The 25,254-nt window shown below is 58.7% G+C and carries 20 protein-coding genes and 1 tRNA gene; 10 read left to right on the top strand and 11 right to left on the bottom strand.

The annotated features are described in order from the left end of the window. The first annotated feature begins 662 nt into the window (after window positions 1-662). Both GFS31_RS05115 and GFS31_RS05120 read left to right on the top strand, forming a co-directional pair. Window positions 663-1,919, top strand: coding sequence for a winged helix-turn-helix domain-containing protein (locus tag GFS31_RS05115; protein WP_225907571.1), 1,257 nt, complete (start codon window positions 663-665; stop codon window positions 1,917-1,919). Continuing rightward, entirely contained in the window at window positions 1,920-4,442 is a 2,523-nt protein-coding gene (locus GFS31_RS05120; protein ID WP_198807172.1) for a PAS domain-containing protein, read from the top strand. 68 nt (window positions 4,443-4,510) lie between these two features. Here the strand turns inward: GFS31_RS05120 and GFS31_RS05125 are convergent, their stop codons facing one another. Together GFS31_RS05125 and GFS31_RS05130 are read right to left on the bottom strand one after the other, a co-directional pair. Further along, window positions 4,511-6,505 carry an FAD-dependent oxidoreductase gene (locus GFS31_RS05125; RefSeq protein WP_225907572.1) on the bottom strand — a complete coding sequence of 665 codons (1,995 nt, stop codon included), beginning with the start codon at window positions 6,503-6,505 and terminating at the stop codon, window positions 4,511-4,513. 164 nt (window positions 6,506-6,669) lie between these two features. After that, window positions 6,670-6,742, bottom strand: a tRNA-Arg gene (locus tag GFS31_RS05130). Between the two features lie 120 nt (window positions 6,743-6,862). On the opposite strand from GFS31_RS05130, the gene GFS31_RS05135 reads away from it, so the two are divergent. The 6 genes from GFS31_RS05135 to GFS31_RS05160 all read left to right on the top strand — a co-directional run bounded on the left by GFS31_RS05135 (window position 6,863) and on the right by GFS31_RS05160 (window position 13,770). After that, window positions 6,863-7,729, top strand: coding sequence for an oxygenase MpaB family protein (locus tag GFS31_RS05135; protein ID WP_198807173.1), 867 nt, complete (start codon window positions 6,863-6,865; stop codon window positions 7,727-7,729). Between the two features lie 142 nt (window positions 7,730-7,871). After that, window positions 7,872-8,870 carry an alpha/beta fold hydrolase gene (locus GFS31_RS05140; protein WP_198807174.1) on the top strand — a complete coding sequence of 333 codons (999 nt, stop codon included), beginning with the start codon at window positions 7,872-7,874 and terminating at the stop codon, window positions 8,868-8,870. Between the two features lie 2 nt (window positions 8,871-8,872). Next, the gene (prmC, locus tag GFS31_RS05145) at window positions 8,873-9,835 is read left to right on the top strand and encodes a peptide chain release factor N(5)-glutamine methyltransferase (RefSeq protein WP_198807175.1); all 963 of its coding nucleotides are present in this window, start codon (window positions 8,873-8,875) and stop codon (window positions 9,833-9,835) included. 182 nt (window positions 9,836-10,017) lie between these two features. Beyond that, window positions 10,018-10,698, top strand: coding sequence for a cysteine hydrolase family protein (locus tag GFS31_RS05150; RefSeq protein ID WP_198807176.1), 681 nt, complete (start codon window positions 10,018-10,020; stop codon window positions 10,696-10,698). Between the two features lie 132 nt (window positions 10,699-10,830). Then, window positions 10,831-12,444 (top strand): cation:proton antiporter, encoded by a 1,614-nt coding sequence (locus tag GFS31_RS05155; RefSeq protein WP_317135079.1) that lies wholly within the window; start codon window positions 10,831-10,833, stop codon window positions 12,442-12,444. Window positions 12,445-12,564: 120 nt separating this feature from the next. Continuing rightward, complete coding sequence (locus GFS31_RS05160) at window positions 12,565-13,770, top strand: FtsW/RodA/SpoVE family cell cycle protein (protein WP_198807177.1); 1,206 nt, start codon at window positions 12,565-12,567, stop codon at window positions 13,768-13,770. Window positions 13,771-13,893: 123 nt separating this feature from the next. Here the strand turns inward: GFS31_RS05160 and GFS31_RS05165 are convergent, their stop codons facing one another. The 7 genes from GFS31_RS05165 to GFS31_RS05195 all read right to left on the bottom strand — a co-directional run bounded on the left by GFS31_RS05165 (window position 13,894) and on the right by GFS31_RS05195 (window position 21,029). Continuing rightward, window positions 13,894-14,091, bottom strand: coding sequence for a hypothetical protein (locus tag GFS31_RS05165; RefSeq protein WP_198807178.1), 198 nt, complete (start codon window positions 14,089-14,091; stop codon window positions 13,894-13,896). A 26-nt stretch (window positions 14,092-14,117) separates the two neighbouring features. Beyond that, window positions 14,118-15,308: a 1-deoxy-D-xylulose-5-phosphate reductoisomerase gene (gene dxr / locus GFS31_RS05170; protein WP_198807179.1), complete on the bottom strand. Its 1,191-nt coding sequence runs from the start codon at window positions 15,306-15,308 to the stop codon at window positions 14,118-14,120. Between the two features lie 87 nt (window positions 15,309-15,395). After that, window positions 15,396-16,667 carry a SufS family cysteine desulfurase gene (locus tag GFS31_RS05175; protein ID WP_198807180.1) on the bottom strand — a complete coding sequence of 424 codons (1,272 nt, stop codon included), beginning with the start codon at window positions 16,665-16,667 and terminating at the stop codon, window positions 15,396-15,398. A 144-nt stretch (window positions 16,668-16,811) separates the two neighbouring features. Further along, window positions 16,812-18,158, bottom strand: coding sequence for a Fe-S cluster assembly protein SufD (gene sufD, locus GFS31_RS05180; protein ID WP_225907573.1), 1,347 nt, complete (start codon window positions 18,156-18,158; stop codon window positions 16,812-16,814). After that, window positions 18,158-18,946: a Fe-S cluster assembly ATPase SufC gene (gene sufC, locus GFS31_RS05185; protein WP_198807181.1), complete on the bottom strand. Its 789-nt coding sequence runs from the start codon at window positions 18,944-18,946 to the stop codon at window positions 18,158-18,160. The genes sufD and sufC overlap by 1 nt, the downstream gene beginning before the upstream one ends. Window positions 18,947-19,154: 208 nt before the next feature. Beyond that, window positions 19,155-20,591 (bottom strand): Fe-S cluster assembly protein SufB, encoded by a 1,437-nt coding sequence (gene sufB, locus GFS31_RS05190; protein WP_198807182.1) that lies wholly within the window; start codon window positions 20,589-20,591, stop codon window positions 19,155-19,157. A gap of 75 nt (window positions 20,592-20,666) precedes the next feature. Then, complete coding sequence (locus GFS31_RS05195; protein WP_198807183.1) at window positions 20,667-21,029, bottom strand: ferredoxin-thioredoxin reductase catalytic domain-containing protein; 363 nt, start codon at window positions 21,027-21,029, stop codon at window positions 20,667-20,669. A gap of 154 nt (window positions 21,030-21,183) precedes the next feature. Here GFS31_RS05195 and sufR point away from each other — a divergent pair, with 154 nt between their 5' ends. After that, window positions 21,184-21,858: an iron-sulfur cluster biosynthesis transcriptional regulator SufR gene (gene sufR / locus GFS31_RS05200; protein ID WP_198807184.1), complete on the top strand. Its 675-nt coding sequence runs from the start codon at window positions 21,184-21,186 to the stop codon at window positions 21,856-21,858. 68 nt (window positions 21,859-21,926) lie between these two features. Here sufR and GFS31_RS05205 read toward each other — a convergent pair whose 3' ends face one another. Both GFS31_RS05205 and GFS31_RS05210 read right to left on the bottom strand, forming a co-directional pair. Next, on the bottom strand, window positions 21,927-22,871 hold the full coding sequence (locus tag GFS31_RS05205) for a DUF4349 domain-containing protein (protein ID WP_198807185.1): 945 nt from the start codon (window positions 22,869-22,871) through the stop codon (window positions 21,927-21,929). A gap of 130 nt (window positions 22,872-23,001) precedes the next feature. Beyond that, complete coding sequence (locus GFS31_RS05210) at window positions 23,002-23,469, bottom strand: hypothetical protein (RefSeq protein WP_198807186.1); 468 nt, start codon at window positions 23,467-23,469, stop codon at window positions 23,002-23,004. 414 nt (window positions 23,470-23,883) lie between these two features. On the opposite strand from GFS31_RS05210, the gene GFS31_RS05215 reads away from it, so the two are divergent. Further along, window positions 23,884-25,233, top strand: coding sequence for an OB-fold nucleic acid binding domain-containing protein (locus GFS31_RS05215; RefSeq protein WP_198807187.1), 1,350 nt, complete (start codon window positions 23,884-23,886; stop codon window positions 25,231-25,233). Window positions 25,234-25,254: the final 21 nt, after the last annotated feature.

A 25,254-nucleotide genomic window follows, 5' to 3' on the forward strand; every position in this document is an offset into this window, starting at 1 on the left:
TCCGTAAGTGTTGGGTTCTGCTTTGCTGCACCCAACCTACTTTGGAGATGTGTCAGACAATCAGGGCTAGATGAGGGCAGGGAATCCAGTTTTAGGTTAAGCAATGGGTGAGAAATATCCTTGAATTTGAACCCAGCAGGCGATGGGCCTACTGTGCCTTAATAGACCGGGGATTTCTCATCGTTCTCTGGATGGAAGCACTGATTGGCAGGGGCATTCTTTCCCCTGGCTGACCTTGGTTTACCTGAGACTTTATCCTAAATCCGAACGGAAAGGCCCGATAGGAACTGAGGTTTGCCTCGCTGAGAAGGCGGTATCAAGAAGTGTTCAGCCTAGATGAGATCGTTTTTTACCGAGGGTATACAATCAGGATTTAGTATTAGAGAATGACGGAAAATCAGTCTTGAGACTGCCATGAAGGAATCAAGGGCATGCTTTGTTGCAGATTATCCACAATCCTTGTAGGGATCTTGTAGAGGCGAGTAATATGGTGGGGAGATAGCTATATTTTGCAAAAGTTCGCTATAAAAGTTTCCTATAATTGAACGAATATAACTATTCGCTTCAATAATAACTTCTATAGAGTTATTTAGGTGACTTTTAAGCAGATCAATGGGTGCGAAAAGTTATTTTGTTAACCCTGAAGATCGGACACCCTGATAATGAAAAACCCTTGTCATCCTCGCGGCCCTTGGGTTTTGCGGTGGGGATCCCTATGTTTAGATTCTAGTCAGCCCCAGGCCTATTACGGAACCACTCGGCTGTCGCTCCCACCAATGCAGTATCGGCTGCTGGAGATTTTACTGCGCTGGACCACGACCACGCTGAGTGCCCGCACGCTGGCGGAGCGAGGTTGGCCCGATGGCCCTTCCCCCAGCCAGGATAAGATTCGTCAGCAGATGCAGCAACTCCGGCAGAGGCTGAAGGAGGTTGGTGCCCCGGCAGATTTTATTACCATGGTGCCTCGACAGGGGTATCAACTGAACCCGCGCTATGGCGATGGGGCTGCTGGTTTTCTGGGCGAACCACCAACAATAGGAGCGTTAGAAGGTGCGGCAGGGAAGCCAGAACTTCACCACTCCGAGGCTCATAGGGCGTTTTTGGCGGAGATGGCGAAGGACTTTTCTTGGCTGTCTACGGCCCCAGAGATTATGCAGCGCGTGGGCGAAAAGGTGGGCCATTATCTGGCGATTACCAACTGCGTCTTTGTTGAAATTGATGAGGCCCAAAATCAGGCGGTTGTCCAATACACCTGGCATACCGATGAGATGCCAGATGTGACAGGTACCTATCGGATATCTGACTTTATTACCGAAGACTTTCGGCGAACGGCGCGGGAGGGGCATCCTGTGGTCATTCACGACACCCAGAATGATGGTCGCATCGACGGCCAGCGCTACGCGGCCTTCAATATCCACACTTCTGTCACGGTGCCGTTTCACCGTCAGGGGGTTTGGAAGTATCTCTTTATGGTGAATGCGGCCCTTGCTCGTTACTGGCACAGCGACGAAGTTCAGCTTATTCAGGAGGTGGCAAACCTCACCTTTCTTCGCCTAGAACGGGCCTATGCCGAACAGGCGCTTCAGGCTTCGGAGGCCAAGTACCGGACTCTATTCAACGAAATGGATGAAGGCTACTGCATTGCCGAAATCCTATTCAATGGCGAGGGCAAACCGATAGATTACCGCATGGTAGAAGCCAACCCCCGGTTCGAGCAGTTGACGGCGCTATCGCTGGAAGTGGCCCTGAGTGGCCGTACCATGCGCGACATTGCCCCAGAGCTGGAGGAATACTGGTATGAGATCTATGGCCATGTGGCCCTTACCGGAGAATCGACCCGCTTTGAGCAGCAGGTGCGCCACTGGGGCCGCTGGTACGATGTCTACGCCTTTCGCATTGGTGCGCCGGAAAACCGCTAGGTGGCGATTCTGTTTAATGACATTACAGAGCGCAAGGCTGGCGAACTCACCCTAGAGCAGCAGATTCGCCAGGAGTATCTGCTGGGCGACATTGCCCAGGAAATCCGCGAATCCCTGGAACTGCACCAGGTGCTGCGTACGGCGGTAAATCGGGTGAGGGATTGGCTCGCCTGCGACCGGGCCATTATTTTTCGCTTCCAGCCTACCTGGCAGGGGGAGGTGGTGATGGAGTCTGTGGGGGTCGGGTGGTTGGCAATTCAGTCCACCAACATCACCGATCCCTGCCTGGAAGATCGCTTCATTGAGCCCTTTCGCCGGGGGTATGTGTCGGTCTTGAACGACATTTGCCAGCCCGATCTAGATCCTTGCTACGTTGAAATGTTGCAGGCATTCCAGGTGCAGGCCAGCCTCGCCGTACCAATTTTGAGGGGCAAAACCCTGTGGGGCTTGTTCATCGTCCATCAGTGCGATACGCCGCGCCAGTGGCAGGCCCCAGAAATTGCCATGCTGAAGCGCCTCACCACCCAGTTAGGCATCGCCATTCACCAGTCCGAACTCTATGCTCAAACCCGCAGCGAACTGTTGGCGCGGCAGGAGATGCAGGCGGTGATCGAAGCCAGTGAAGCCCGTTTTCGATCCCTCAGTACCGCTGCCCCGATTGGCATTTGCCAAACCACTGCCGAGGGGCTTTGTCTCTATGCCAATCCCCGCTGGTGTGAACTTTCGGGCCTATGCCCAGAGGATTGCCTGGGGGACGGCTGGCGGCAGGGGGTGCATCCTGAGGATAAGAAGGCCCTCACCACCGCCTGGGCCAACTACCTAGATGACCCTCGCCAGCCCATCCCAGACTTTCGCCTGCAAACTCCCACCGGAGTGATTCACTGGATTTCGATGCGCGTGGCCCCAATTTTATCCCCCAGCGGCGACACCATCGGCCATGTCAGCACCGCCATCGACATCACCCAGCAAACCCACGCCCAACAAGCTTTGTTGGCCAGCGAACAGCGGCTTCAGGGGATTTTAGACAACGCCCCCGCCGCTGTCTATATGCTAGACCCCGACAACCGCCACGTTTTGGTCAACCAGAGTTATGCCGACCTGCTGGCCTCCACACCAGCGGCCCTGGTGGGCCAGACCCTGCACGATCTGTGGCCCGCTGAGGTGGCCGATGCTTTGGTGGCCCAAAACCGCGCGGTGCTAGCGTCGGGCCAACGGCTGCAATTTGAGGACACGGTGTCCCTCGCCGACGGTCTCCACTACTACATCACCGCCAAATTTCCCCTCTACGATGGTGCAGGCAATCCCTACGCCCTCTGCGGCATCTCCACCGATATCACTGAACGCAAGCGGCTGGAGGCCCAGTTTTACCATGCCCAATGGCTAGAGAACCTGGGCACCCTATCCAGCGGCATCGCCCATGACCTGAACAACGTCCTGACTCCCATTCTGACCATGGCCCAAATCCTCCGGCTTACCCAGCCTGGAATGGATGCCAAGGGTCAAGAAAAACTGGATTTAATCGAGCGCAGCGCCAGGCGGGGGGCCAGCCTGGTGAAGCAGATTTTGGCCGTCACCCGTACCCCCAACGGCCACCCTATCCCCATCGACCCGGTGGCGCTGCTGTGGGAGGAAATTGCCCTGATGCAGCAGAGCTTTCCCAAAACCATCCAGATTTACCCAGATCTACCGCCCTCGAAGTCCCAAACTCCACCCCTCGGCACCATTAGGATAGACCCCACCTACCTGCATCAAATTATCCTCAACCTGGGGGTCAATGCTCGCGACGCCATGCCCCAGGGCGGTCTGCTCACCCTGGCAGCGGCCCTGGTTGAGGTGGATGAGGCCATGGCCCGCCGCTTTCCCGAAGCCCAGCCGGGAGCCTACCTGATGATTACCGTGGCTGATACGGGGGTTGGCATTCCCCCCGATGTGCAGCGGCAGATGTTTGATCCATTTTTTACGACCAAGGCCCCAGGCCAAGGCACCGGGCTGGGCTTGGCCACGGTGCGCGACCTGGTGAAGGCCAGCCAGGGCTTTATTCAGGTTTTGAGTCAGGTGGGCCAGGGCACCCAGTTCCAGATCTATTTCCCCTGCATCACCGAGCCGCTGCCGGAGCCTCGACCTCAGTTGAGCCCGGGAACGGGGCAACCCCAGCCGAGCGGGGCCACGGTACTGCTGGTGGAGGACGAAGCCCTGGGGCGCGATATGCTGCAAGCCCTCCTAGAAAGCCACCACTATCGCCTACTGCTCGCCCAGGATGGAGCAGCGGCTCTGGCCAAATACCACCAGCACCGCCACAGAATTCAGTTGGTGATCACCGATATTATGATGCCCGTCCTAGACGGTCTCACCTTAATTGAAAGCCTGCGAAGCCAAGACCCCCAGGTGCCTATCATCGCCTTCAGCGGTATTCCCAGCCACGCCAACTTTGCCCTCGCCGCCGGGGCCAATGTCTTCCTCGACAAGCCCTTTGATGCCGAAGCCCTGCTAAACCAGGTGGCCCTGGCCCTGGATCCAGCCTAAACCCTCCGCCCTACGGTGATGCCCTGGGCTATACCCGTGAGCAACCTCCGCCCCCAAGACTTGCCTCCTTACCAGGTGAAGCGCAGCCCTTGGGAGACGAGAAAGGCTTGCAGGGCAGGCATTTGGCCTGTGACGACAATCTGGGCAGGGGTGAGGTCAGCGGGTTTGCCTTCTCGCAGTAGCCAGCCAGCGGTGGCCCCAGCCGCTCCGCCCACGCTCCATTCACCATAATGAACGCGAGTAACGCCGTTGACGATGTGGCTGACGGCCATGCTTTTGCCGCCAATCAGCACGTTATCGACGCCCTGGGGCACGATGGCCTCTAGGGGAATTTGCAAGGGCCGCACCACAAATTCCTTGATGCTAGCCGAGGCGGCTTCGTAGGTGGGACGTCCGTCGCGGTAGCGACAGCCGTGGATGTCGATGTCGTAGTGGGCGAGGGCAACGGCGGTAGCGCTGAAGTCTCGGCCTCCGGTCATGTCTTCGCGCAGGTCGGCTTCCACGGCCATGAAGCTGTCTTGGCCGTAGGCAGGACGGCCCAAAATGCGGCGACCTTCGCGGATGTAGGGCACCATACTGAGGCCAGACTGGGTGCCGAGGGGCGCATCTTTGCCCGTCAGCAGGGTGAGGGGGAGTTTGTCGGTGGCTTCCCGGTCAATCAGCCATTCTGCGAACATCAGGGCGTGAATTTCGCCATAATTCAAGGATTCCACCGACAGTCCGCCCAGCCAGTCTTGCTTTTGTCCGGTGAGGCGAAGATCCTCTTCGGTCAGCACTAGGGGGGGATCCATAAAGTGCCAATCGTTGCCCTTGTTCCAGTTCATCAGCGTCATTTCCCCTGGTCGGGTGACGTTGACGTTGCCGCTGTCGGTGCTGTGGCTGACGATGCGGCGGTAGTTAAACACGCTGCTGCTATTGAAGAAGGGGAACCCCTCTAGGTCAAACACCTTCCAGTGTTCTTCGCGGGTGAAGGCGGGCTCGATCTTTTGCAGTTCCTTGAGGCTGGCGTTGCCGTCGTCTAGGGTGGCCAGCACAAAGGGATAGGTGTAAGCCTGGGTGCAGTCGGGGTTTTCGCGGGGGGCGGCGTTCACCTCCCCGGTGAAGGATTGGGCATCGGAGCCGACCCGATGGGGCAGGTTGGCCCAGCCCACCAGTTCTCCGGTGTCGGTGGCGTCAATCACCACCATGCGGCCACCGGGGGGCGGCTGCAATCGCACAGGAATTTTGTTGTAAATATCGCTGTCTGACCAGCTATACCATTCCTCCAGTTCGCGGGAGAGCCGCCCCGTGGGCACATAGTTGGGGTCGAGGGGAATCCGTCGCACGCCGTAGACCGCTGTGACGATACGGCCCGTGGGGTCAAAGGCCGCTCCTTTAAAGGCCGTCGAGGTGGCCCAGCGACTGTCTGGGGCACTCTGCACCGCTTGGCGCATCCACATTTCTGCCGCCGTGGCCCCGGCCCTAGGCGAGAAGCACAGTTCCCCCACCCAGCAGCTATTCACCGACGCCACCGACTGCGGACTACCCAATCCCGTCCAGGTGGGTAAATGTACAGGTTGCCGCCGAATCAGTGCCTTGAATGCCTCCCAACTGGGGGAAAAATTCCGCCGCCAGCGCATTGCCCGCGATTCATCAATGGCGGAAACGCCCTGGGAGCTAATCTGCCCGCCCAGCCAGGGGGTGAGTTCCATGACGCAGGTGGTGGCCCCGGTTTTCATGGCGTGGGCGGCGGCGGCAACCCCGCCTAGGGTGCCGCCAATCACCACCACTTCGCAGGTCCACACTTCCTCGGCGATGGGCAGTGGGTTCAGCACCGGACGCCCGTTGGCGGTCTGAATTTGGCGAATCCCCTGAGCCACCTCCGCCCGATTCACCACCTGCCCCACCGGACGCTGGGCCATCACCACTGGCCCCCGCCAGGGGCCGCTCACCGTGCGAAAGGCCGCCAGCAGCACACTACTGCCCAATACCGTCCCCATCACCAGCCCCGATAATCGGGTCATGCGGCGCTGGGTACGTCTGCGCTTGAGGGGAAGAGAACGATACCGACGACGTTCCAGCATGGACTAAGACGCAATACAACTTAGGATCTCGTCTGTGAAGTGTAGCAACGAAATCCAAAGACGACGCAGAATCTCCAAGCCCACCTTCGGAGTCCATCCGGTGCGCTTGACCCAGTAGCGACGTTGTCCCAGATATGGGTTGCCTTAGATATGGGTTGTTTTAACGAGCATGGCAGGATTCGAACCTGCGACACCTAGAACCGGAATCTAGTGCTCTATCCACTGAGCTACATGCCCTTAGGCTGAACAATCATAGCATCTCTGGTTTGGTCATGGCACAGTTGCACGGAAAATCCTTCTGAGGCGGTCGGGCTATCCTGGAGGGTGGAAAGGCGTCATCGGCAGGGAAGGGATGGCATGGATCGGTATGCAACGCTGCGCCACATTGAGCAGTTGAATCCAAAGCAGGATCACCAGCGCATTGCTCATTTGCTGGTGGGCTACGAGTTCCCTTGGGATATGACGCGGGCGCTGGAGGTGGCGCTGTTGCGGACGTTCTGTATTCCCAGCATTGCCCAACTGTTGGACAGAACGGGCGAGTTTCAGCACCATGCCCAAAAGCGCTACGACGACACGGGCATTGTGGTATCTGAGGTGTTCAAGCAGGGCTACGACAGCCCCAGGGGTGCGGCCTTCATTCAGCGGATGAACGCTATCCACGGCCACTACGCCATCGCCAATGAGGACTTTCTCTACGTGCTGTCTACCTTTATCTATGAGCCGATTCGCTGGGTCAATCGCTTTGGCTGGCGGCCCCTGGGTGAAGCAGAACAGTGGGCTTGCTACTACTTTTGGGTGGCGGTGGGAGAACGCATGGGTCTGCGAGACATTCCCCCTAGCTACGCCGACTTTGAGCGCTTTAACCGCGATTATGAAGCCCAGCGGTTTGCCTATGATCCCAGCAACCAGCGGGTGGCCAACGCCACGCGGCGCATGATGCTGTCCTGGTTTCCGGTTCCGCTGCGGCCCCTGGTGCAGGCTGGCATTCCGGCCTTACTGGATGAGGCGTTGTTGACCGCCCTAGGTTGGGAACCCGCCCCGGTTTGGCTTCAGCGCACCGCCGTCATGGCCCTCACGAGCCGGAGTCGCCTGCTCCAACGCCTGCCGCCAAGCACCAAATCCGATTTTTTCATCGATCAACCCATCCGCACCTACCCCAATGGCTACACCCTAGAGGACATCGGCCCCGATGCCCTGCGGGATCGCCTTTCGCCACCCACCTAGTGCCGGAGGCTTGTAGGTCAGGAGGCTTTCAGGTCAGGGGGCTTTCAGGTGTCGATGAATTGTGTACCCAGGCTGACTGAGGGCGAGTGAGGGATTCGGTTCGCCGCAAGTGTTAACTTAAATGAAGCAATGAGAGGGCGCGATGGTAACTGCGGCACTGGCCAATCCCCAAATCAAAACCTGGCAATGGCAGGGGTTTTCCATTCGCTATCAGCAGGTGGGCGAGGAGGGCGTACCGATCCTCTGTATTCACGGTTTTGGGGCCTCCAGCGACCACTGGCGCAAGAATTTACCCGTCTATGGCCAACGGCATCAAGGCCAAGTCTATCGGGCCTACGCCATCGACCTGATTGGCTTTGGCTTGTCCGACAAACCCACCCCCGGTCAGCCGCTCCCCTACCGTTTTGAAACCTGGGGCCAGCAAGTTCTCGACTTTTGCCGCGAGGTGATCGGTCAGCCCGCCTACCTGGTGGCCAACTCCATCGGTTGTGTTGTGGCGATGCAGGCGGCGGTGGATGCCCCAGAATGGGTACGGGGCCTGGTGATGATGGACTGCTCCCTGCGGCTGTTGCACGAACGGCGGCGGGATCAAATTCCTTGGCACCAGCGGGTGAGCACGCCGATCATTCAACAACTGCTGGGCTATCCAGCGGTGGGGCGCTTTTTCTTTAGCCGCATTGCCCGCCCCCAGGTGGTTCGCAACCTGCTGAAGCAGGCGTATCACGATCACACAGCCGTCACCGATGAGTTGGTCAACGCCATCCTCACCCCGGCCCAAACCCCCGGAGCCGCCGAGGTCTTTTTGGCCTTCGTGCGCTACTCCCAGGGGCCGCTGCCGGAGGATTTGCTGCCGCACCTGTCCTGTCCGGCTTGGCTGATTTGGGGACAGGCCGACCCCTGGGAACCCGTCGCCCTGGGTCGTACCCTGGCCCACTATCCCGCCGTAAAGGCCATGGTAGAACTGCCCAACGTGGGCCACTGCCCCCAAGATGAGGCCCCCGACCAGGTGAACCCCCTGGTGATGGACTGGATTACGGCGGACTGGGCCAAGCAACAGGCTGGGCCGGATACTGAGTCGAGCGATCAGCCAGACGCTGGGCCGAACGCTGGGCCGAACGCTGAGCCAGACGACCAGCCGTGACCATGGCAGAAGAACCCTCGCATGCCGCCACTCCAGCCCGCCCGGTATCGTCGCCACCGACAACGGGCGAGCAGATTTCCGGCACCGTTTTGGCCCAGTGGCGCGAGCGGGCCATGGCTGAAGCCCAGGCCGCAGGGATCGACCCCCTAGAGGTGGACTGGTTCCTGCGGGCCATCAGCGACCTAGATGGCCTGACCCTGCGGTTGGGGACGCTCGCCCAGCGGCCCAGTGTCGGGCTCAGCCTCTCCCTGGCCGACCTAGAACAGCGTTGGCAGCAGCGGATTCAGCAACGGGTTCCCGTGCAGTACCTCGTTGGTGAAACGCCTTGGCGGCAGTTTTCTTTGCGGGTGTCTCCAGCGGTGCTGATTCCCCGGCCCGAAACGGAATTGATCATTGATCTGGCGATGGATGCGGTGAAGCGCAGCCCCCAGCAGGACGACCTCGCTACAGGGCTGTGGGCCGATCTGGGTACGGGCAGCGGGGCCATCGCCATCGGGTTAGCCGACGCCTTTCCCCGGGCGCACATTCTGGCGGTTGATCATAGTGCCGAGGCCCTTGCCATCGCCGAGGAGAATATTCAGCGCTATGGCCTCACTGACCGCATCACCCTCTGCCACGGGTCTTGGTTCCAGCCCTTGGCACAGTACCGAGGCCAACTCAGCGCCCTGGTGTCTAATCCGCCCTACATTCCTTCGGGGCTGCTGCCCAGCCTTCAGCCAGAGGTGATTGGCCACGAACCTAAAGCTGCTCTCGATGGCGGCGACGATGGCCTTGATGATCTGCGTACCCTGGCTACCCAGGCCCCGGATTACCTGATCTCCGGTGGATTGTGGCTGGCGGAAATGATGGCAGGACAGGGGCAGGCAGTTGCCGACTTACTCGCCCAAGGAGGGGCCTATCGGGATATTCAGGTCATTGAAGACCTAGCCGGACGGGATCGCTTTACGGTGGCATGGCGGCGATGAGCAAAAGAACGGCGACGGGGACGAAGGCCCGTGGGGGCGCAGTTGTGACGTTCCCGTGGAACTGAGGACCCCTGCCTTGTTAGAGGGGAGAATAGCAAGGCCAGGTATTCGGTATCCAACGTCACAATTAGCCCTGGCTAAGCCGCTAAGCTGGCTATGGTTTTGCTGGTGGAACTGCCTCAATGACGCGCTTTATTTCCGCTGATCCCTACCCCTATCCCTACGATGGCGACCTGCGCCCCGACAATACAGCCCTGATTATCATCGACATGCAGACGGACTTCTGCGGCAAGGGGGGCTATGTAGACAAAATGGGCTACGACCTCGCCCTCACCCGCGCCCCCATCGCACCGATCCAGACCGTGCTGGGGGTGATGCGAGACCAGGGATTCACGATCCTCCACACTCGCGAAGGCCATCGGCCCGACCTGTCTGACCTTCCTGCCAATAAGCGATGGCGATCCCAGCAAATTGGCGCAGGCATTGGCGACCCCGGCCCCTGCGGACGCATTTTGGTGCGGGGAGAACCGGGCTGGGAGATCATTCCCGAATTGACCCCCAGGGACGGCGAAATTATCATCGACAAACCGGGCAAGGGATCGTTCTACGCCACGGATTTAGACTTGATTCTCACCGTCAGGGGCATTCGCAACCTCATCCTGACGGGCATCACCACCGATGTGTGTGTTCACACCACCATGCGCGACGCCAACGACCGAGGCTATGAATGTCTGCTGCTGTCAGACTGCACCGGAGCCACCGACTACGGCAACTACCTCGCGGCCCTCAAGATGATCAAAATGCAGGGGGGGGTGTTTGGCTCGGTGGCCACCTCTGCCGATCTCCTGCAAGGCTTGGCCTAGGACTGGGCTGACGTTGACAATCTCCTCCCTGGAGACTTGCTGAATCCCCTAACCGTGGTCTATCGTGCCTGTGCCTGCCTTTAGTGCAGGTTAATAGTTCGGTTTGGCCGTTTATCCCAGGACGCTGCCCCTATGATGCTCCCCCTTCTTCCCCTCCCTCCCTTCCCCTTGGCGGTTGAGTCAATGCTGGAGGATCCCAGCATTGAGGCCCATCTGCGCCAGTTTTGCCTGGTGTTGTCGGTATCCTTGGGGGTGGCCACCCTGTCGCGGGTGTTTAGCGTGCTGCGGAATATTCCCTACACCCTGCTGCTGCTGCTAGTGGGGCTGGGGTTGGCCCTGGTGGATGTGCGGCTGATCAACCTGTCGCCCCAGTTGATTTTGTTTATTTTTTTGCCGCCCCTGCTGTTTGAGGCCGCCTGGAACCTGAACTGGAAAAGTCTGAAGCAGTACGCGGTGCCCGTGGTGCTCTACGCCATCTTTGGGGTGGTGATCTGCGTGGGCAGTTTGGTGTGGGGGCTGCAAGCCTTTGCCGGAGCCTCCCTCGCCACGGCGCTGCTGGTGGGGGCCAGTCTGTCGGCCACGGATCCGGTGTCGGTGGTGGCGCTGTTTCGGGAGTTGGGGGTGGATAAAAAACTAACGACCATCATGGAGGGGGAGAGTCTCTTCAACGACGGCGTGGCGGTGGTCGCCTTCAACCTACTGCTGGGGCTGGCCCTGGGGCTAGAGCAACTGGATGCAGCGGTGACGGTGGCCCGATTTTTGGTGTTTGTGGGCGTGGGCGTCAGCATTGGTGGGCTGATTGGCTTTGGCCTTTCCTTCCTCACCCAGCGCTTTGACATTCCCCTTGTGGAGCAGTCCCTCACCCTGGTGTCGGCCTACGGCACCTACCTGGTGGCGGAGGAGTTGGGCGGGTCTGGAGTCATCGCCGTGGTGACAACGGGGCTGATTTTGGGCAACTTTGGTTCCCGCATTGGCATGAACCCCCGCACCCGCCTGGTGGTGTCAGAATTTTGGGAGTTTGTGTCGTTTTTTATCAACTCCATTGTCTTTTTGCTGATTGGTGATCAGGTCGAATTCGCCGGACTGATGGCCAACCTAGACAAAATTTTTATCGCCATCGTGATTATGCTGACGGCCCGCGCCATCAGTGTCTACGGCCTCGGAGCCCTCAGCAATGCCGTTACCGGGCCGAATATGGATCTGCCGCTGGCGGGGCAAACGGTGCTGTGGTGGGGCGGGCTGCGGGGGTCGGTCTCTGTTGCCCTGGCCCTCAGCGTGCCCGCTGTCCTGGGTGATCGGCAGGAGGTGATCGGCATTGTGTTCGGGGTCATGCTGTTTACGCTGCTGGTGCAGGGATTGACCACCAAGCCCCTGCTAGAGGCCCTCAATCTCCTGGGCGACCAACCGCTGCGGGTGGAGTATCAGCAAATGAGTGCCCATCGGGTGGCCCTCACGCGGGTGCTGAAGCGCCTGGATGAGGCCGACGACAATCAGGAGTTTGACTCAGAGTTTGTGGCCTATCAGCGGGCTTTGGTGGAGGGCCAGCTCAAGGACGTGCAAGAAAAACTGGCCAAGCTAGAGCGTCAGCATCCCGAAATTCAGCACTATGCCTTTGAACAACTGCGGGAGGAGCTGCTGGCCATCGAATCTGACACCTACGCCGAATTTATCCGGGCCGGACAACTCAAACAAGACCTTGCTCCGCTGCTGGAGGAACTGCCAGATCGGGGCGCGGAAACAGCCTAACCCAGAAATTCTGTGCGGTTTCGCGGTTCCTCGGCTATACTGACCCTGAAAATTTGGCCCGTCCATTCCGCTCGGCCCATTCCATCCAGCCCGTTCAGCTCACCATGGAGGGACAATCCGTTGAAACTCACCCACGTCATCCCCTGGTTTGATGCCACGGTGCCTGAATGGTCGGCGGAGGCGCGTTGGCTGCGTTGGCTCACCTTTTTGTGGCTGGGCTTTGGGCTGCTGATTCTGTTCTCGGCCTCCTACGCCGTCTCGATGACCGAGCAAGGCCATGGGCTGCACTATGTGCTGGTGCAGGGGATGTGGATGACGGTGGGCCTCGTTATCTTTAACCGCATTGTCCACACGCCCCTAGATCGGCTGCTGCGGGGGGCGGGCATGGTGCTGTTGGTGATGTTTGGCCTGGTGCTGCTCACCCTGGTTCCGGCCCTGGGGGTGACGGTGAACGGCGCTACCCGCTGGCTACCCTTGGGGCCATTCATGATTCAGCCGTCGGAGTTGCTCAAACCCTGCCTGGTGCTGCAAGGGGCACGACTATTCGGGCGGTGGGATCAACTCACCTGGCGCAACCGCCTGACCTGGCTGGGTATCTTTGTGGCCATTGTGGCGGCGATCTTGCTCCAGCCCAACCTCAGTACCGCTGCCATCTGCGGCATCATGCTCTGGCTGATTGCCCTAGCGGCGGGGTTGCCCTATTCCTACATTGGCCTCGCGGCTGTCAGCGGATTAGCCACCGCCACCCTCAGTGTCAGCCTCAAAACCTACCAGCGTCAGCGCATTGTTTCCTTCCTCAACCCCTGGGCCGACCCCGGCGATCAGGGCTACCAGCTCATTCAAAGCCTTCTGGCCATCGGATCGGGCGGGCTTTGGGGCCAAGGCTTCGGGCTCTCCCACCAAAAGCTCTACTCCCTCCCCATTCAATACACCGACTTCATTTTTGCGGTCTATGCCGAGGAATTTGGCTTCATCGGCAGCTTGGCCTTGCTCGGATTCCTCTCAATCTATGCCACTGTGGGCCTGGTGGTGACGCTGCGTCTTACCCATCCTCTCCACAAACTGGTGGCAGTGGGGGCCATGGTGGTGCTGGTGGGGCAAGCCCTCCTCAACATTGGCGTGGCTAGTGGGGTGCTGCCGACCACAGGGTTGCCCTTTCCCATGGTGAGCTATGGGGGGAGTTCCATGGTGGCTAGTTTGGCCACAGCGGCGCTGTTGGTGCGGGCCGCCCGCGAAATCCATGCCGATGATCCCCTGACGCTGCCCCTGCCCCGCCAGTCGCGTCTACGGCTGATGAACCAGCCCAAATCTTCGTCCCAAGGATGATTCCGAACAATCCATACAATCCATCCCCCGATGAATCTTGGGCGGCCCCGATCCATCCATCACCATCGTCTAGGGCTGGGTCTCATCGTCAAAGCACTTGCCGTGACGTCATGGGGCATAGTTCTAATTCTGCCCCTGACCTAGCCACTGTTGCAGTTGATTCCATAGCTCCGCAGGCCCAACGCCCCAAAGGACGTAGAGGGCGGTAAACAAAAAAGCCACCAGCAGAATGGTTTTGACGGTATTTTTAATCAGCTTAAACACCCAGCCCACAATCAGCAGGGCCAGGATGATGGCTCCCAAAACAATGGCCCATTCCATCGGAACCCTCCCTAGCGCAATGGATGTTAGTGGGATACCACCGTGGCCCTCGTGAGGGACTGGCTGACGCTGATGGCCTCAGATCTGGCCCATTGGTCAGCCGCCAGAATATCGGCCAAAACAGGCTGATCGACGTTGTGGGACTGGTGCCGCTCACAGACCCCTTCGATTACCTTGGGAATATCCAGGAAGCGGATTTTCTCATCGAGGAAGAGGGCGACGGCCTGCTCGTTGGCGGCGTTGAGCACGGCGGTCATGGTGCCCCCGGCCCGTCCGGCGGCGTAGGCCAGTTCCATGCAGGGATATTTGGCGTGGTCGGGCTCGCGGAAGGTGAGGTTGCCTGCTTTCACCAAATCCAGCGGCTCCCAGTCGGTGTAGATCCGCTCTGGCCAGGAGAGGGCGTAGAGCAGGGGCAGGCGCATATCCGGCCAGCCCAGTTGGGCCAGCACCGAGGTATCTTGTAGCTCAATCAACGAGTGAATAATGCTCTGGGGATGGATGACGATGTCGATGTGGTCGTAGTCCATGCCGAAGAGGTAGTGGGCTTCGATCACCTCCAGCCCCTTGTTCATCAGGGTGGCAGAATCAACGGTGATTTTGCGCCCCATCGACCAGTTGGGATGCTTGAGGGCATCGGCCACGGTCACTTGAACCAGCTTTTCCACGGGCCAATCTCGGAAAGCACCGCCAGAGGCCGTCAGCAAAATGCGCCGCAAACCGCCCTGGGGCACCCCCTGCAAACACTGGAAAATGGCAGAGTGCTCCGAGTCGGCGGGCAGCAACTTTACCCCATGCTTTTCCACCAGGGGCAGCACCGCTGGGCCTCCGGCAATCAGGGTTTCCTTATTAGCCAGGGCGATGTCTTTTCCGGCCTCAATCGCCGCCAGGGTGGGCAACAATCCGGCACAGCCCACAATTCCGGTGACGACGGCTTCCGCATCGCCGTAGCGGGCCACTTCCACCACGCCCTCTTCCCCGGCCAAAATTTGGGGCATCGGGTCTAGCCCCGCCAACGCCTCCCGCAGTTCGCCCACCCGTTCTGCATTGCAAATCGCCACAATTTCGGGCCGAAACTGGCGCACCTGCTGGGCCAACAGCTCCACATTATTCCCCGCCGCAATCCCCACCAGGCGAAACTGGTCGGGGTGGTGCTCCAGAATATCCAAGGTCTGGGTACCAATCGACCCGGTCGATCCAAGCAGGGTGATAGCTTTCACAGGCGTCCTCAGGGCTAGGTGGGCAATGACTCTAGAATCTCATGTTCCGGGATCAGGGATCACCACCCCGGAGCTTTCCCTAGGACGTTAATCGTCGTCGTCGAAAATGCCCCGGAAAAATTCCAGGGTGTCCTTGAGGGCGGCGATGAACTTATCCACCTCGGCCTTGGTGTTGTAGAAATAGAGGCTGGCACGGGCGGTAGAATCGACCCCCAACAGACGGTGTAGGGGCTGGGTGCAGTGGTGGCCAGAACGAATGGCGATACCCGACTGATCCAGCAATGTCGCTAGATCCTGGGCGTGAACGCCGTCAATCGTAAACGTGGCCAGGGCCGCCCGACCGCTGCCGTCAGCCTTGGGATCGGGGCCGTAGAGCTTTACCTCAGGGATGGCCCGGATTTGCTGATACAGGTAAGCAGTCAGTTCGTGCTCATAGGCGGCAATGTTGTCCATGCCTACGGAAGCCAGGTAATCCACCGCTGCACCGAGGGCAATGGCTTCGGCAATGGCCGGGGTGCCGGCCTCAAACTTGTGGGGCAGGTCGGCGTAGGTGGAGTGATCGAAGTACACGTCGGCAATCATTTCCCCACCGCCCAAAAAGGGAGGCATTTCCTGGAGCAGAGCCAGCTTGCCGTACAAAAAGCCGATACCCGTGGGGCCACACATTTTATGCCCAGAGGCCACAAACCAATCACAATCCATCGCCTGCATGTTCAAGGGCAGATGGGGCGCACTCTGGCACCCGTCAATCAGCACCTTGGCCCCGTGGTGATGGGCGAGGGCGATAATCTCTTCTACCGGGTTGATGCAGCCTAGGGCGTTGGAAACATGACCCACCGCCACTAGGCGGGTTTTGTTGCTGACCAGGGAGCGGTACTGTTCCAGGTCAAATTCCTGGGTGTCCGTCAGCCCTACAAACTTCAGCACCGCTCCGGTGCGCTGGGCCACAAACTGCCAGGGCACGAGGTTGCTGTGGTGCTCCATCACCGAAAGGATGATTTCATCCCCCGCATTCAGGGCGCTCATCCCCCAGGCGTAGGCCACTAGGTTAATGGCCTCGCTGGCGTTGCGGGTAAAGACAATCTCATCCCGGCTGGCGGCGTTGACAAAGGCCGCGACCTTATCCCGCGATCCCTCGTAGGCATCCGTGGCCCGCGCACTGAGGGCATGGATCCCCCGGTGGACGTTGGCGTTGTCCAGTTGGTAGTAGTGGTTCAGCGCCTCCAGCACCGCCCTCGGCTTTTGGGAGGTGGCCGCATTGTCCAGATACACCAGCGGGTGATCGTTCACCTCCTGATGCAGAATCGGGAAGTCGGCACGAACCTTAGCAGCCAGGGAAAGTTCTTGGGCGACGGTCATAGGAGGGCAGGGGGTAGTGGGTAGGGTGGGCACCGCCCACCGGGATCAGCATTCAGAGGGATAGCTTGAGGGTTGTTGTCCGACTCCCCTCTCCCACGGGGAGAGGGGCTGGGGGTGTAGCTTGCTTCCCGCAGGGTGGGCAACCTACGCCCATTGAGTAATCCGTTCGGCCAAGGTGGCACGAAGCGATTCTAACGGGATCCGCTCTAACATTTCCATGGCAAAGGCGTAGATCAGCAACCGCTGGGCCTGGTTGGCGCTGATGCCGCGACTTTGCAGATAGAAAATCTCATCGGCCTGGAGTTGGCTGATGGTGGCTCCGTGGGCGCATTTCACGTCATCGGCCACGATTTCAAGCTGGGGCTTGGTGTCCACCCTGGCCTTGTCCGACAGCAGCAGGTTGCGGTTAAGCTGACTGGCGCTGGTTTGTTGGGCCTTTTGGGACACCACCATGCGCCCGTTAAAGACACTGCGGGCCTTGCCGTCCACGATGGCCTTGTGTTGCTGCTCCACGGTGCCGTGGGGATGGCTGAGGGCCACCAGGCTGTGGGTATCGGCGTGCTGGGTGTCGGTGATGGCTCCTAGGCCATAGAGTTTGGTGGTGGTTTGTTCCCCGGTTTGGTAGGTTTCCCAGTGGTGACGGGCTAGCTTCGCGCCAAAATCTACCGCCGTACCGAGATACTGGCTGTCGCGGGCTTGGGTGACAACCGTTTTGCCGATGTGGTAGGTGCCTGTTCCCTCCCGCTGAATGCGGCTGTGGGTGATCTGGGCGTTGGCCTCTAGCCACAGTTCGGTCACGGCATTGGTGAATCGGACTGCCTCACCTGTGCCCCAAAAGTCTTCTACCAGGGTCAGCGCACTGCTCGTTTCCGCCACCACCAGACAGCGGGGCTGGGTCAGGGTGTCTTGGCCTTGGTGGACGTAGAGAATCTGCACCGGGGTATCCAAGACCACGTTGCGGGGCAGGTAAATCACCACGGCATCCTGAAAACCGACGGTGTTGAGGGCGGTGAAGACCTCGTGACTGCCGCTGGCTTGGCCCAGGCGTTCCTGAAGTTTGGCCATCAGGTCAGCATCCTGGCTGAGTTGACGCAGGCTACCCAGCGTTGCGCCTTCCGGCAGTTGCTCTAGTTGGGACAGTTCAGCATTAAAAACGCCGTTGACCACCACGATTTGTGCCCCGGTGGTTTCGGGCAGACGCAGGGCATTGATGGCCGTTTCCGTGATGGTGGAGGACTCCGCCACGGCAAAATTCACCGACAGCAGGGCCGACAGGTCGGTAAAACGCCAGTCTTCTTGGCGGGTGGAGGGGAAGGTTTCTTCCTTCAGCAGAGCTTCGGCGCGGGTGCGGAGATCGGCGAGGGCCAAGTCGGCGGGGACAGCGGCTTTGGCAGTGGCGATCAGCGCCTTCAGGTAGGCATCCCGTTGTTCGGTAAGGCTAGTTGAAGTGGGAATATCTAGGGTTGCATTCATCTCAGAAGAGTTTGCCATTACGCCACAGCCTCCGCACGGTGTTCGGCCAAAATCCACTCGTAGCCGCGAGATTCTAGTTCCAGGGCCAATTCTTTGTCGCCCGTGGTGATGATGCGGCCCTCGGCCATGACGTGAACGTAGTCGGGCACGATGTAGTCCAGCAGCCGCTGATAGTGGGTGATCAGCACCACGGCGTTATCGGGGGTGGTGAGTTGATTCACGCCGTTGGCGACGATTTTGAGGGCGTCAATGTCCAGGCCGGAATCGGTTTCGTCTAGGATGGCGAGGGCGGGTTCTAGCAGCGCCATTTGCAGAATTTCGTTGCGCTTTTTCTCGCCACCGGAGAAGCCTTCGTTCACGCTGCGGTCGAGGAAGGAGGCATCCATTTTCACTACGGACAACCGTTCGTCCAGCAGGTCGTCGAAGTCGAACACGTCGATTTCCTCTTCGCCCCTGGCCTTGCGGTGGGCATTGTAGGCCACGCGCAAAAAGTCGCGGTTGCTGACCCCAGGAATTTCGAGGGGGTATTGAAAGGCCAGAAATACCCCAGCGGTGGCGCGTTCGTGGGGTTCCAGTTCCAGGATATTTTCACCCTTGAAAATCACTTCCCCAGCGGTCACTTCGTAATCGGGATGACCCGCCAGAACTTTAGAAAAGGTGCTCTTGCCAGACCCGTTCAGGCCCATGATGGCATGGATTTCTCCAGCCCGTACCTCTAGGTTTAGCCCCTTGAGAATTTCGGTACCGTCCACGTTGGCACGGAGGTTTTTGACGGAAAGAATAATGTCGCTGTTTTCGTTAATCATGGTGGTTCAATGGGTGGGCCTGGTTGGCAATGTCCGGTAGGCTTCAGGGCAAAAAATAATCGGAAATATCCTTCATTCGTAGGGTGCATTCGCGAAGCAATGCACCATCTTCGAGGGATTCGGCGGGGTGGTGCATTGCTGGCGCGAATGCACCCTACGGTCTTTTCGGCTCCCCTCTCCTCCCTGGGAGAGGGGCTGGGGGTGAGGGCTACCCCACGGAGTTCTCCAGCTTGAGGGCCAGCAGCTTGTCGGCTTCGGCGGCAAATTCCATGGGCAGTTTGTTGAACACATCACGACAGAAGCCGCTGATGATCATCGACACCGCATCTTCGGGGGAAATGCCGCGCTGGGCGAAGTAGAAGAGTTGGTCTTCCCCAATCTTGGAGGTGGAGGCTTCGTGCTCGACCTGGGCGGTGCTGTTTTGCACTTGGATGTAGGGGAAGGTGTTGGCGCTGGAGGTGTCGCCGATTAGCATGGAGTCGCACTGGGAGTAGTTGCGGGCACCTTCGGCTTTGGGGCCAATTTTCACCAGGCCTCGGTAGCTGTTTTTGGACTTAGCCGCCGAAATACCCTTAGAAATAATGGTGCTGCGGGTGTTTTTGCCCACATGCACCATCTTGGTTCCGGTATCGGCCTGTTGCAGGTTGTTGGTTAGCGCCACGGAGTAGAACTCACCGACGGAACCTTCGCCCACCAGCACGCAACTGGGGTACTTCCAGGTGATGGCGGAACCCGTTTCTACCTGAGTCCAGGAAATCTTGGAGTTCTTCCCGGCACAGAGGCCGCGCTTGGTGACGAAGTTGTAGATGCCGCCCTTCCCGGTTTCGTCTCCGGCGTACCAGTTTTGCACCGTCGAATAGTTGATGGTGGCATCGTCCAGGGCGACCAGTTCCACAATGGCGGCATGGAGCTGGTTGCTGTCGTACATGGGGGCGGTGCAGCCTTCCAGGTACGTCACCGAACTGCCGGATTCCGCCACAATTAGCGTGCGCTCGAACTGGCCAGAGTCGCCGTTGTTGATGCGGAAGTAGGTGGACAAATCCATCGGACAAACCGTGTCCTTGGGAATGTACACAAACGATCCGTCGCTAAACACCGCCGAATTCAGGGCCGCAAAGTAGTTATCGCCGATGGGCACCACGCTACCCAGGTACTTTTCCACCAGTTCCGGGTGTTCCTGAATGGCTTCGGAAATGGAGCAGAAAATCACTCCGACTTCCGCCAGCTTTTCCTTAAAGGTCGTCGCCACAGAAACGCTGTCGAAGATGGCATCCACCGCCACGTTGGCCAAGCGCTTTTGCTCGGAGAGGGGAATGCCCAGCTTCTCGAAGGTTTCTAGTAGGGTGGGGTCAACCTCATCTAGGCTGCCCTTTTTCTCTTTAACCTTGGGAGCCGAGTAGTAAATGATGTTCTGGTAGTCGATGGGCGGATAGCTGACGTTGGGCCATTCCGGCTCCTGCATGGTCAGCCATTTGCGGTAGGCCTTGAGGCGAAACTCCAGCATGAATTCCGGCTCGTTTTTCTTGGCCGAAATCAGCCGCACCACGTCCTCACTGAGGCCACGGGGGATAACATCGGCCTCAATGTCGGTGGTGAACCCGTACTTGTAGGGCTGGCTAACGAGGGACTGAACAGAAGCACTCATAGACTCGACTCTCTAGGACTGGCCGGGAACGGTGGATGGATGGCACTGGAGACGTTCCGCCAGCGCCACCGGGATCTATTGATACTTGTTGGTCTCGGTACGAATGGTCTCGAAGGCAATCTCTTGCTGATCTCCCGCAAAGGGGTTATCGGGCGTGAGGAAGAGCATACAGTGACACTCTTTGCGCTCCTGCATGGGCACACAGGGGCAGTTCCAGTAGATGGACTTCACCTCGGCCTCTTTGTCCTCGTAGTGGCGGCAAGGACACAGGGGGGAACCCAGGTCATCCTTGTGCTTGGCCAACCCTTCCAGCACCACCGCCGTCACGCCGGGATCCGCACAGAAATAGGTACCCGTGCGCTTGGCGTAGCTTTGGGCAAAGCTGCGCATCATTTCGAGGTTTTTGTCGGAGGCTTGGGTGGGAGGGGTGACAGTCATCGCAGGACAAAGATATGGCTACACAGCCCATTAATTCTATACAATTAAAGCAACATTTAGGTTGTCTAACTCAATCTTAGGGTAGTTTAGCAACATTGATGTTGTCAAAGTATAGGCTGTTAATGTTTGCAAGTCCTTCACGTTGGCCGATGCCATGACCTTTGTGCAGCAACCCTCCTCTACCAAGGACGACATCCTGATCTACCTGCTAAAACGGGGCGAGGCCACCGCCCAAGCCTTGGCAGAACATTTCGAGGTCAGCGCCCAGGCCATCCGTCGTCATCTCAAGGATTTGGAGGCTGAGGGGTTGATCGAACACCGGGCCGTCCACGAGGGTATGGGTCGCCCCAACCATCTCTATCGCCTCAGTGCCAAGGGCCGCGACCGTTTCCCCGCCCAGTACGACGAGTTTGCCATTTCCCTGTTGGATACCCTGGCGGAAACCGTGGGCCGAGATCAGGTGGGCACCATCCTCCGTAAACAGTGGGAGCGCAAAGCTTTGGAATATCGAGCCCAGGTGGGGACGGGCACCGTGGCGGAACGGGTGGCGAAATTGGTGAACCTGCGGCAGGCCGAGGGCTACATGGCCGAATGGCACGAGGTTGATCCTGCCGAAATGCAGCCCCACATCGCCGTAGATCATCCCGGCCCCTGCTACATCATTACGGAATATAACTGCGCCATTTCCCACATCGCCGAGTCCTTCCCCAGTGTCTGTGGCCACGAGCTAGAGATGTTTCAAATCGCCCTGTCGGACTGTGCCGTGCAGCGCACCCACTGGATTGTCCAGGGAGAACACCGCTGCGGCTACCTCATCTCCCAACGCTGAATCTCAATCCTCGTCTCCCCAAGCACAGCCGCTCCCCACGGTTATTCATAGATGCTTTACAGATCACCCTACGGCGGAGAAGGTTGCTCCGTGTCAGTAGGAATCGGTCGCCGAGGCCGCATTCGGTAGCCGCCGTAGATTAGCAGCGCTAGGGCAACCCAGTAAGGACTGTAGGCCAGCAGCCAGAGGCCGATTTTCAGTCCGCCCACGGTGAACGCCTGCACCGATTGGGTGGCCGTTTGCCAGGTATTGCCCAGGGTTTCCCGGACGGGGCGTAGGGGGGGCACCGCTGTCATCGGGCTTTGCAGGGTGAGGTCGATGGTGGAGTAGGCCACTTGGCGCTTCAGGTTTTGCTCCTGGGCCGACAGCCGCTCGATGGAGTCGCGCACGGTGCTGAGTTCTCGCGCCACCTCTAGCACATGGGAAATTTCCCCCGACCGCTCCATGATGCCTTGCAGGGCGACTTCGGACTGACGCAGATTTTTAATTCGGGCGGATAAATCCACCAACTGCGACGACACATCCTCAGCGCTGAGGGCCTGGGATTGCACCGTGCCGAGCTGCCGCAGAGCTGTGAGGGTGGGCTCAAGCTGGGCCTGGGGCACCCGCAGGGTCATGTACACCTGGTGGGCGGTGCCTTCAGGGTTACGGATATCCTCCATGCTGAGCAGATCCCCCTGGGCCTGACGCACCACGGTTTGCACCTGGGCTATGGCTCCATCAATATCCGTAAGAGTCAGCACCAGAGTGGCCCGTTTGACCAGTTGGGGGGCAGCTTGGCCAATTTCGGTTCCTGGCATCGGGGGAGACTCTATTCCCCGCTGGGACTCCATCATCATGTCCGCCGCCGGAGCCGCCATCTCTGGGCTAGGAGCCTCCATCGCTGCTATGCCCGATTCGTCGGCCTTGCCCCCGTCGCTGGTGGTTTCCATCACCGAGGCCCCGGCACAGCCACCCATCAGCACTAGCCCCGCCAGCCCCAAGCCCAAGGTCAAGGGCCGAAAGTCTTGCAATCTACAACGCCATATCCAACTTGCCATGGCCCGTCTACTAACGCGATACCTTTACTATCGCCAATCCCTATGGTCGTTGGGGGCTGGTTACACAATGTGCAACGAGGGGGCCGAGGCAACGGGCAAAACATTAGAGGCCGTCGCTAAAGGCCTGAATCATTTGATCAAGGTAGCCGTTGATCATCAGGGCTCCTTCGGCGGGAAAGGTGGCCAGAACTTCCTGCTGCAAGGTGCGATAGGCGTCAATGGCAGAGGTTTCCTTGTGCAGAGCGCGGGTGATGTTCTGCATCCACAGCACATACTCTTCCATGAAGCCCTTGGGGTTATCCATCAAAATAGCCTGGGCAATGCACTGTAGGGTGTAGGTCATGTCTCGCTGACATTTTGAGCCATGCTCGGTAATGACTTTGCGGTGGGACGTTTGCATCAGGCGTCGCAGACTATTCAACACCAGACTCTTGCCCTTTTCCTTGAGGATGGCGTAGGTGGTAAAGCGGGTTTCATAGGAGGCCACAAACTGAGCAAAGGGACGTAACTCAATGTCGCTCAGGTAGCGACCGTCGGACTCTTTAATGGATTCGAGCAGAACTTTGTTCATAGGTAGGTGGTGAGAGTGAGAAAAGAGAGTGTTGACGGTGAGTCCCGGACGATTACAGTAAACTTTTCTAACCTTCTCAAATTTTCCAGAAAATAGAACCGTAAATCTACCTTTTGGAGGATGCAGTAGACTACCGACAATAGGGGACGTTGGTAGATGATCTCCCGGAGTTGTGTCCCCTCACCCCATCGGACTCCACGGACTCAAGGTTCCCTTGGGGGGCTTCTGAAGCGCCATAGGTGGAAGTCTAACGTAGCTAGTTTCCCTTCAACACCGGGGCAAAATTGGCTGCGCCCCCAAGCGATCACCCAGACGCCAATCCTAGACCGTGCAGGGGAACCGCAGGGCATTGGCGCTATCCTAGGCAAAGAGGCCGCCGGGGTCTGCGGCGATATGACATTAGAGGAGCCCGCCATGGTAAAAATCGTTAGCCGTCAATCTTTGGGGGTGCAGCCCGTCTACGATATTGGCGTCGCCCAGGATCACAACTTTTTGCTGGCTGATGGCATGGTAGCCTCCAACTGCTTTAACAAGTCTCACTCCACCGCCTACGGGTTTGTCACCTTCCAAACCGCCTACCTCAAGGCCAACTACCCCGTGGAGTACATGGCGGCGCTACTGACCTCCAACAGCGGCGACCAAGACAAGGTGCAGATGCACATTGCCAACTGTATCTCCATGGGTATTGAGGTGCTGCCGCCGGATATCAACCGTTCCCTGGTGGACTTTACTCCAGAGGATCGCAATATTCTGTTTGGTCTGTCGGCGGTGCGCAATGTTGGCCTAGGGGCGATTGAGTGCCTCATTAAAGAGCGCGATCAAGACGGCCCCTTCCAATCCCTGGCTGATTTGTGTGACCGCATTGACCTCCATGCCGTCAACCGCCGAGCGTTGGAGTCTCTGATCTTGGCGGGAGCCCTGGATAAAATTAACCCCAATCGCAACCAACTCATTCAACACCTGCCCCTGATGATCGACTGGGCGCAGGGGCGAGCCAAGGATCGGGCCATTGGCCAGGGTAGCCTGTTCGATATGATGGGTGGCGGCGCAGCTTCTTCAGCTTCGGTGCCTGGTAGCCATGAGGGGTCTCCCGACGCCCCCAAGGTCGCAGACTTTGATGACCAAGAAAAACTTCGCCAGGAAAAAGAAATCCTTGGGTTCTATATCTCCAACCATCCCCTCAAGTCTGTGCAGCGTCCGGCCCGCATTTTGGCCCCCATCAGCCTCTCAGAATTGGGGGAACAGCCCGATAACGTGACCCTCAGCGCCATTGTGCTGCTGTCGTCCGTCAAGCCTGTGATCACCAAAAAGGGCGACCGCATGGCCATCGTGCAGATCGAAGACCTGACAGGACAGTCGGAAGCTGTCGTCTTTCCCAAGTCCTTTGAGCGCATTGGCCAACACATCGTGGCCGACAAGCGCCTGATGATCTGGGGCAAGGTAGACCGTCGAGACGACCGGGTACAGTTCATCATCGACGACGCCGAACCCATCGAAGACGTGCGGATGGTCATCGTCGAACTCGATCCCAAATGCGCCGATGACATTACCCAACAACACCGCCTAAGAACCGTCCTCCGCGATCATCAAGGGGAGGATGCCCGATCAGCTCACGTCCCCGTTATTGCCAACATCAAAACCGCCCATCAGTCCAAGCTCGTTTGCCTGGGGGCTCAGTTTCGGGTCAGCGACCCAGAAGCCGCCGTCAACGCCCTTGTCAAAGCTAACTTCAATGCCAAAGCCACTCCCCTTGTCTCTACCTAGACCTGGCTATGGATAGCCTAA

The sequence above is a fragment of the Leptolyngbya sp. BL0902 genome, assembly GCF_016403105.1.
In the GTDB taxonomy this organism is placed as follows: domain Bacteria; phylum Cyanobacteriota; class Cyanobacteriia; order Phormidesmidales; family Phormidesmidaceae; genus Nodosilinea.

Coding starts and splice junctions, on each gene's coding strand:
- GFS31_RS05135 (WP_198807173.1), top strand. CDS start 6,863: ATGGATCGGTATGCAACGCTGCGCCACATTGAGCAGTTGAATCCAAAG.
- GFS31_RS05175 (WP_198807180.1), bottom strand. CDS start 16,667: ATGACCGTCGCCCAAGAACTTTCCCTGGCTGCTAAGGTTCGTGCCGAC.
- GFS31_RS05165 (WP_198807178.1), bottom strand. CDS start 14,091: ATGGAATGGGCCATTGTTTTGGGAGCCATCATCCTGGCCCTGCTGATT.
- prmC (WP_198807175.1), top strand. CDS start 8,873: ATGGCAGAAGAACCCTCGCATGCCGCCACTCCAGCCCGCCCGGTATCG.
- GFS31_RS05115 (WP_225907571.1), top strand. CDS start 663: ATGAAAAACCCTTGTCATCCTCGCGGCCCTTGGGTTTTGCGGTGGGGA.
- GFS31_RS05155 (WP_317135079.1), top strand. CDS start 10,831: ATGATGCTCCCCCTTCTTCCCCTCCCTCCCTTCCCCTTGGCGGTTGAG.
- GFS31_RS05210 (WP_198807186.1), bottom strand. CDS start 23,469: ATGAACAAAGTTCTGCTCGAATCCATTAAAGAGTCCGACGGTCGCTAC.
- GFS31_RS05215 (WP_198807187.1), top strand. CDS start 23,884: ATGGTAAAAATCGTTAGCCGTCAATCTTTGGGGGTGCAGCCCGTCTAC.
- sufR (WP_198807184.1), top strand. CDS start 21,184: ATGACCTTTGTGCAGCAACCCTCCTCTACCAAGGACGACATCCTGATC.
- GFS31_RS05125 (WP_225907572.1), bottom strand. CDS start 6,505: ATGCTGGAACGTCGTCGGTATCGTTCTCTTCCCCTCAAGCGCAGACGT.
- GFS31_RS05150 (WP_198807176.1), top strand. CDS start 10,018: ATGACGCGCTTTATTTCCGCTGATCCCTACCCCTATCCCTACGATGGC.
- sufC (WP_198807181.1), bottom strand. CDS start 18,946: ATGATTAACGAAAACAGCGACATTATTCTTTCCGTCAAAAACCTCCGT.
- GFS31_RS05195 (WP_198807183.1), bottom strand. CDS start 21,029: ATGACTGTCACCCCTCCCACCCAAGCCTCCGACAAAAACCTCGAAATG.
- GFS31_RS05140 (WP_198807174.1), top strand. CDS start 7,872: ATGGTAACTGCGGCACTGGCCAATCCCCAAATCAAAACCTGGCAATGG.
- sufD (WP_225907573.1), bottom strand. CDS start 18,158: ATGGCAAACTCTTCTGAGATGAATGCAACCCTAGATATTCCCACTTCA.
- sufB (WP_198807182.1), bottom strand. CDS start 20,591: ATGAGTGCTTCTGTTCAGTCCCTCGTTAGCCAGCCCTACAAGTACGGG.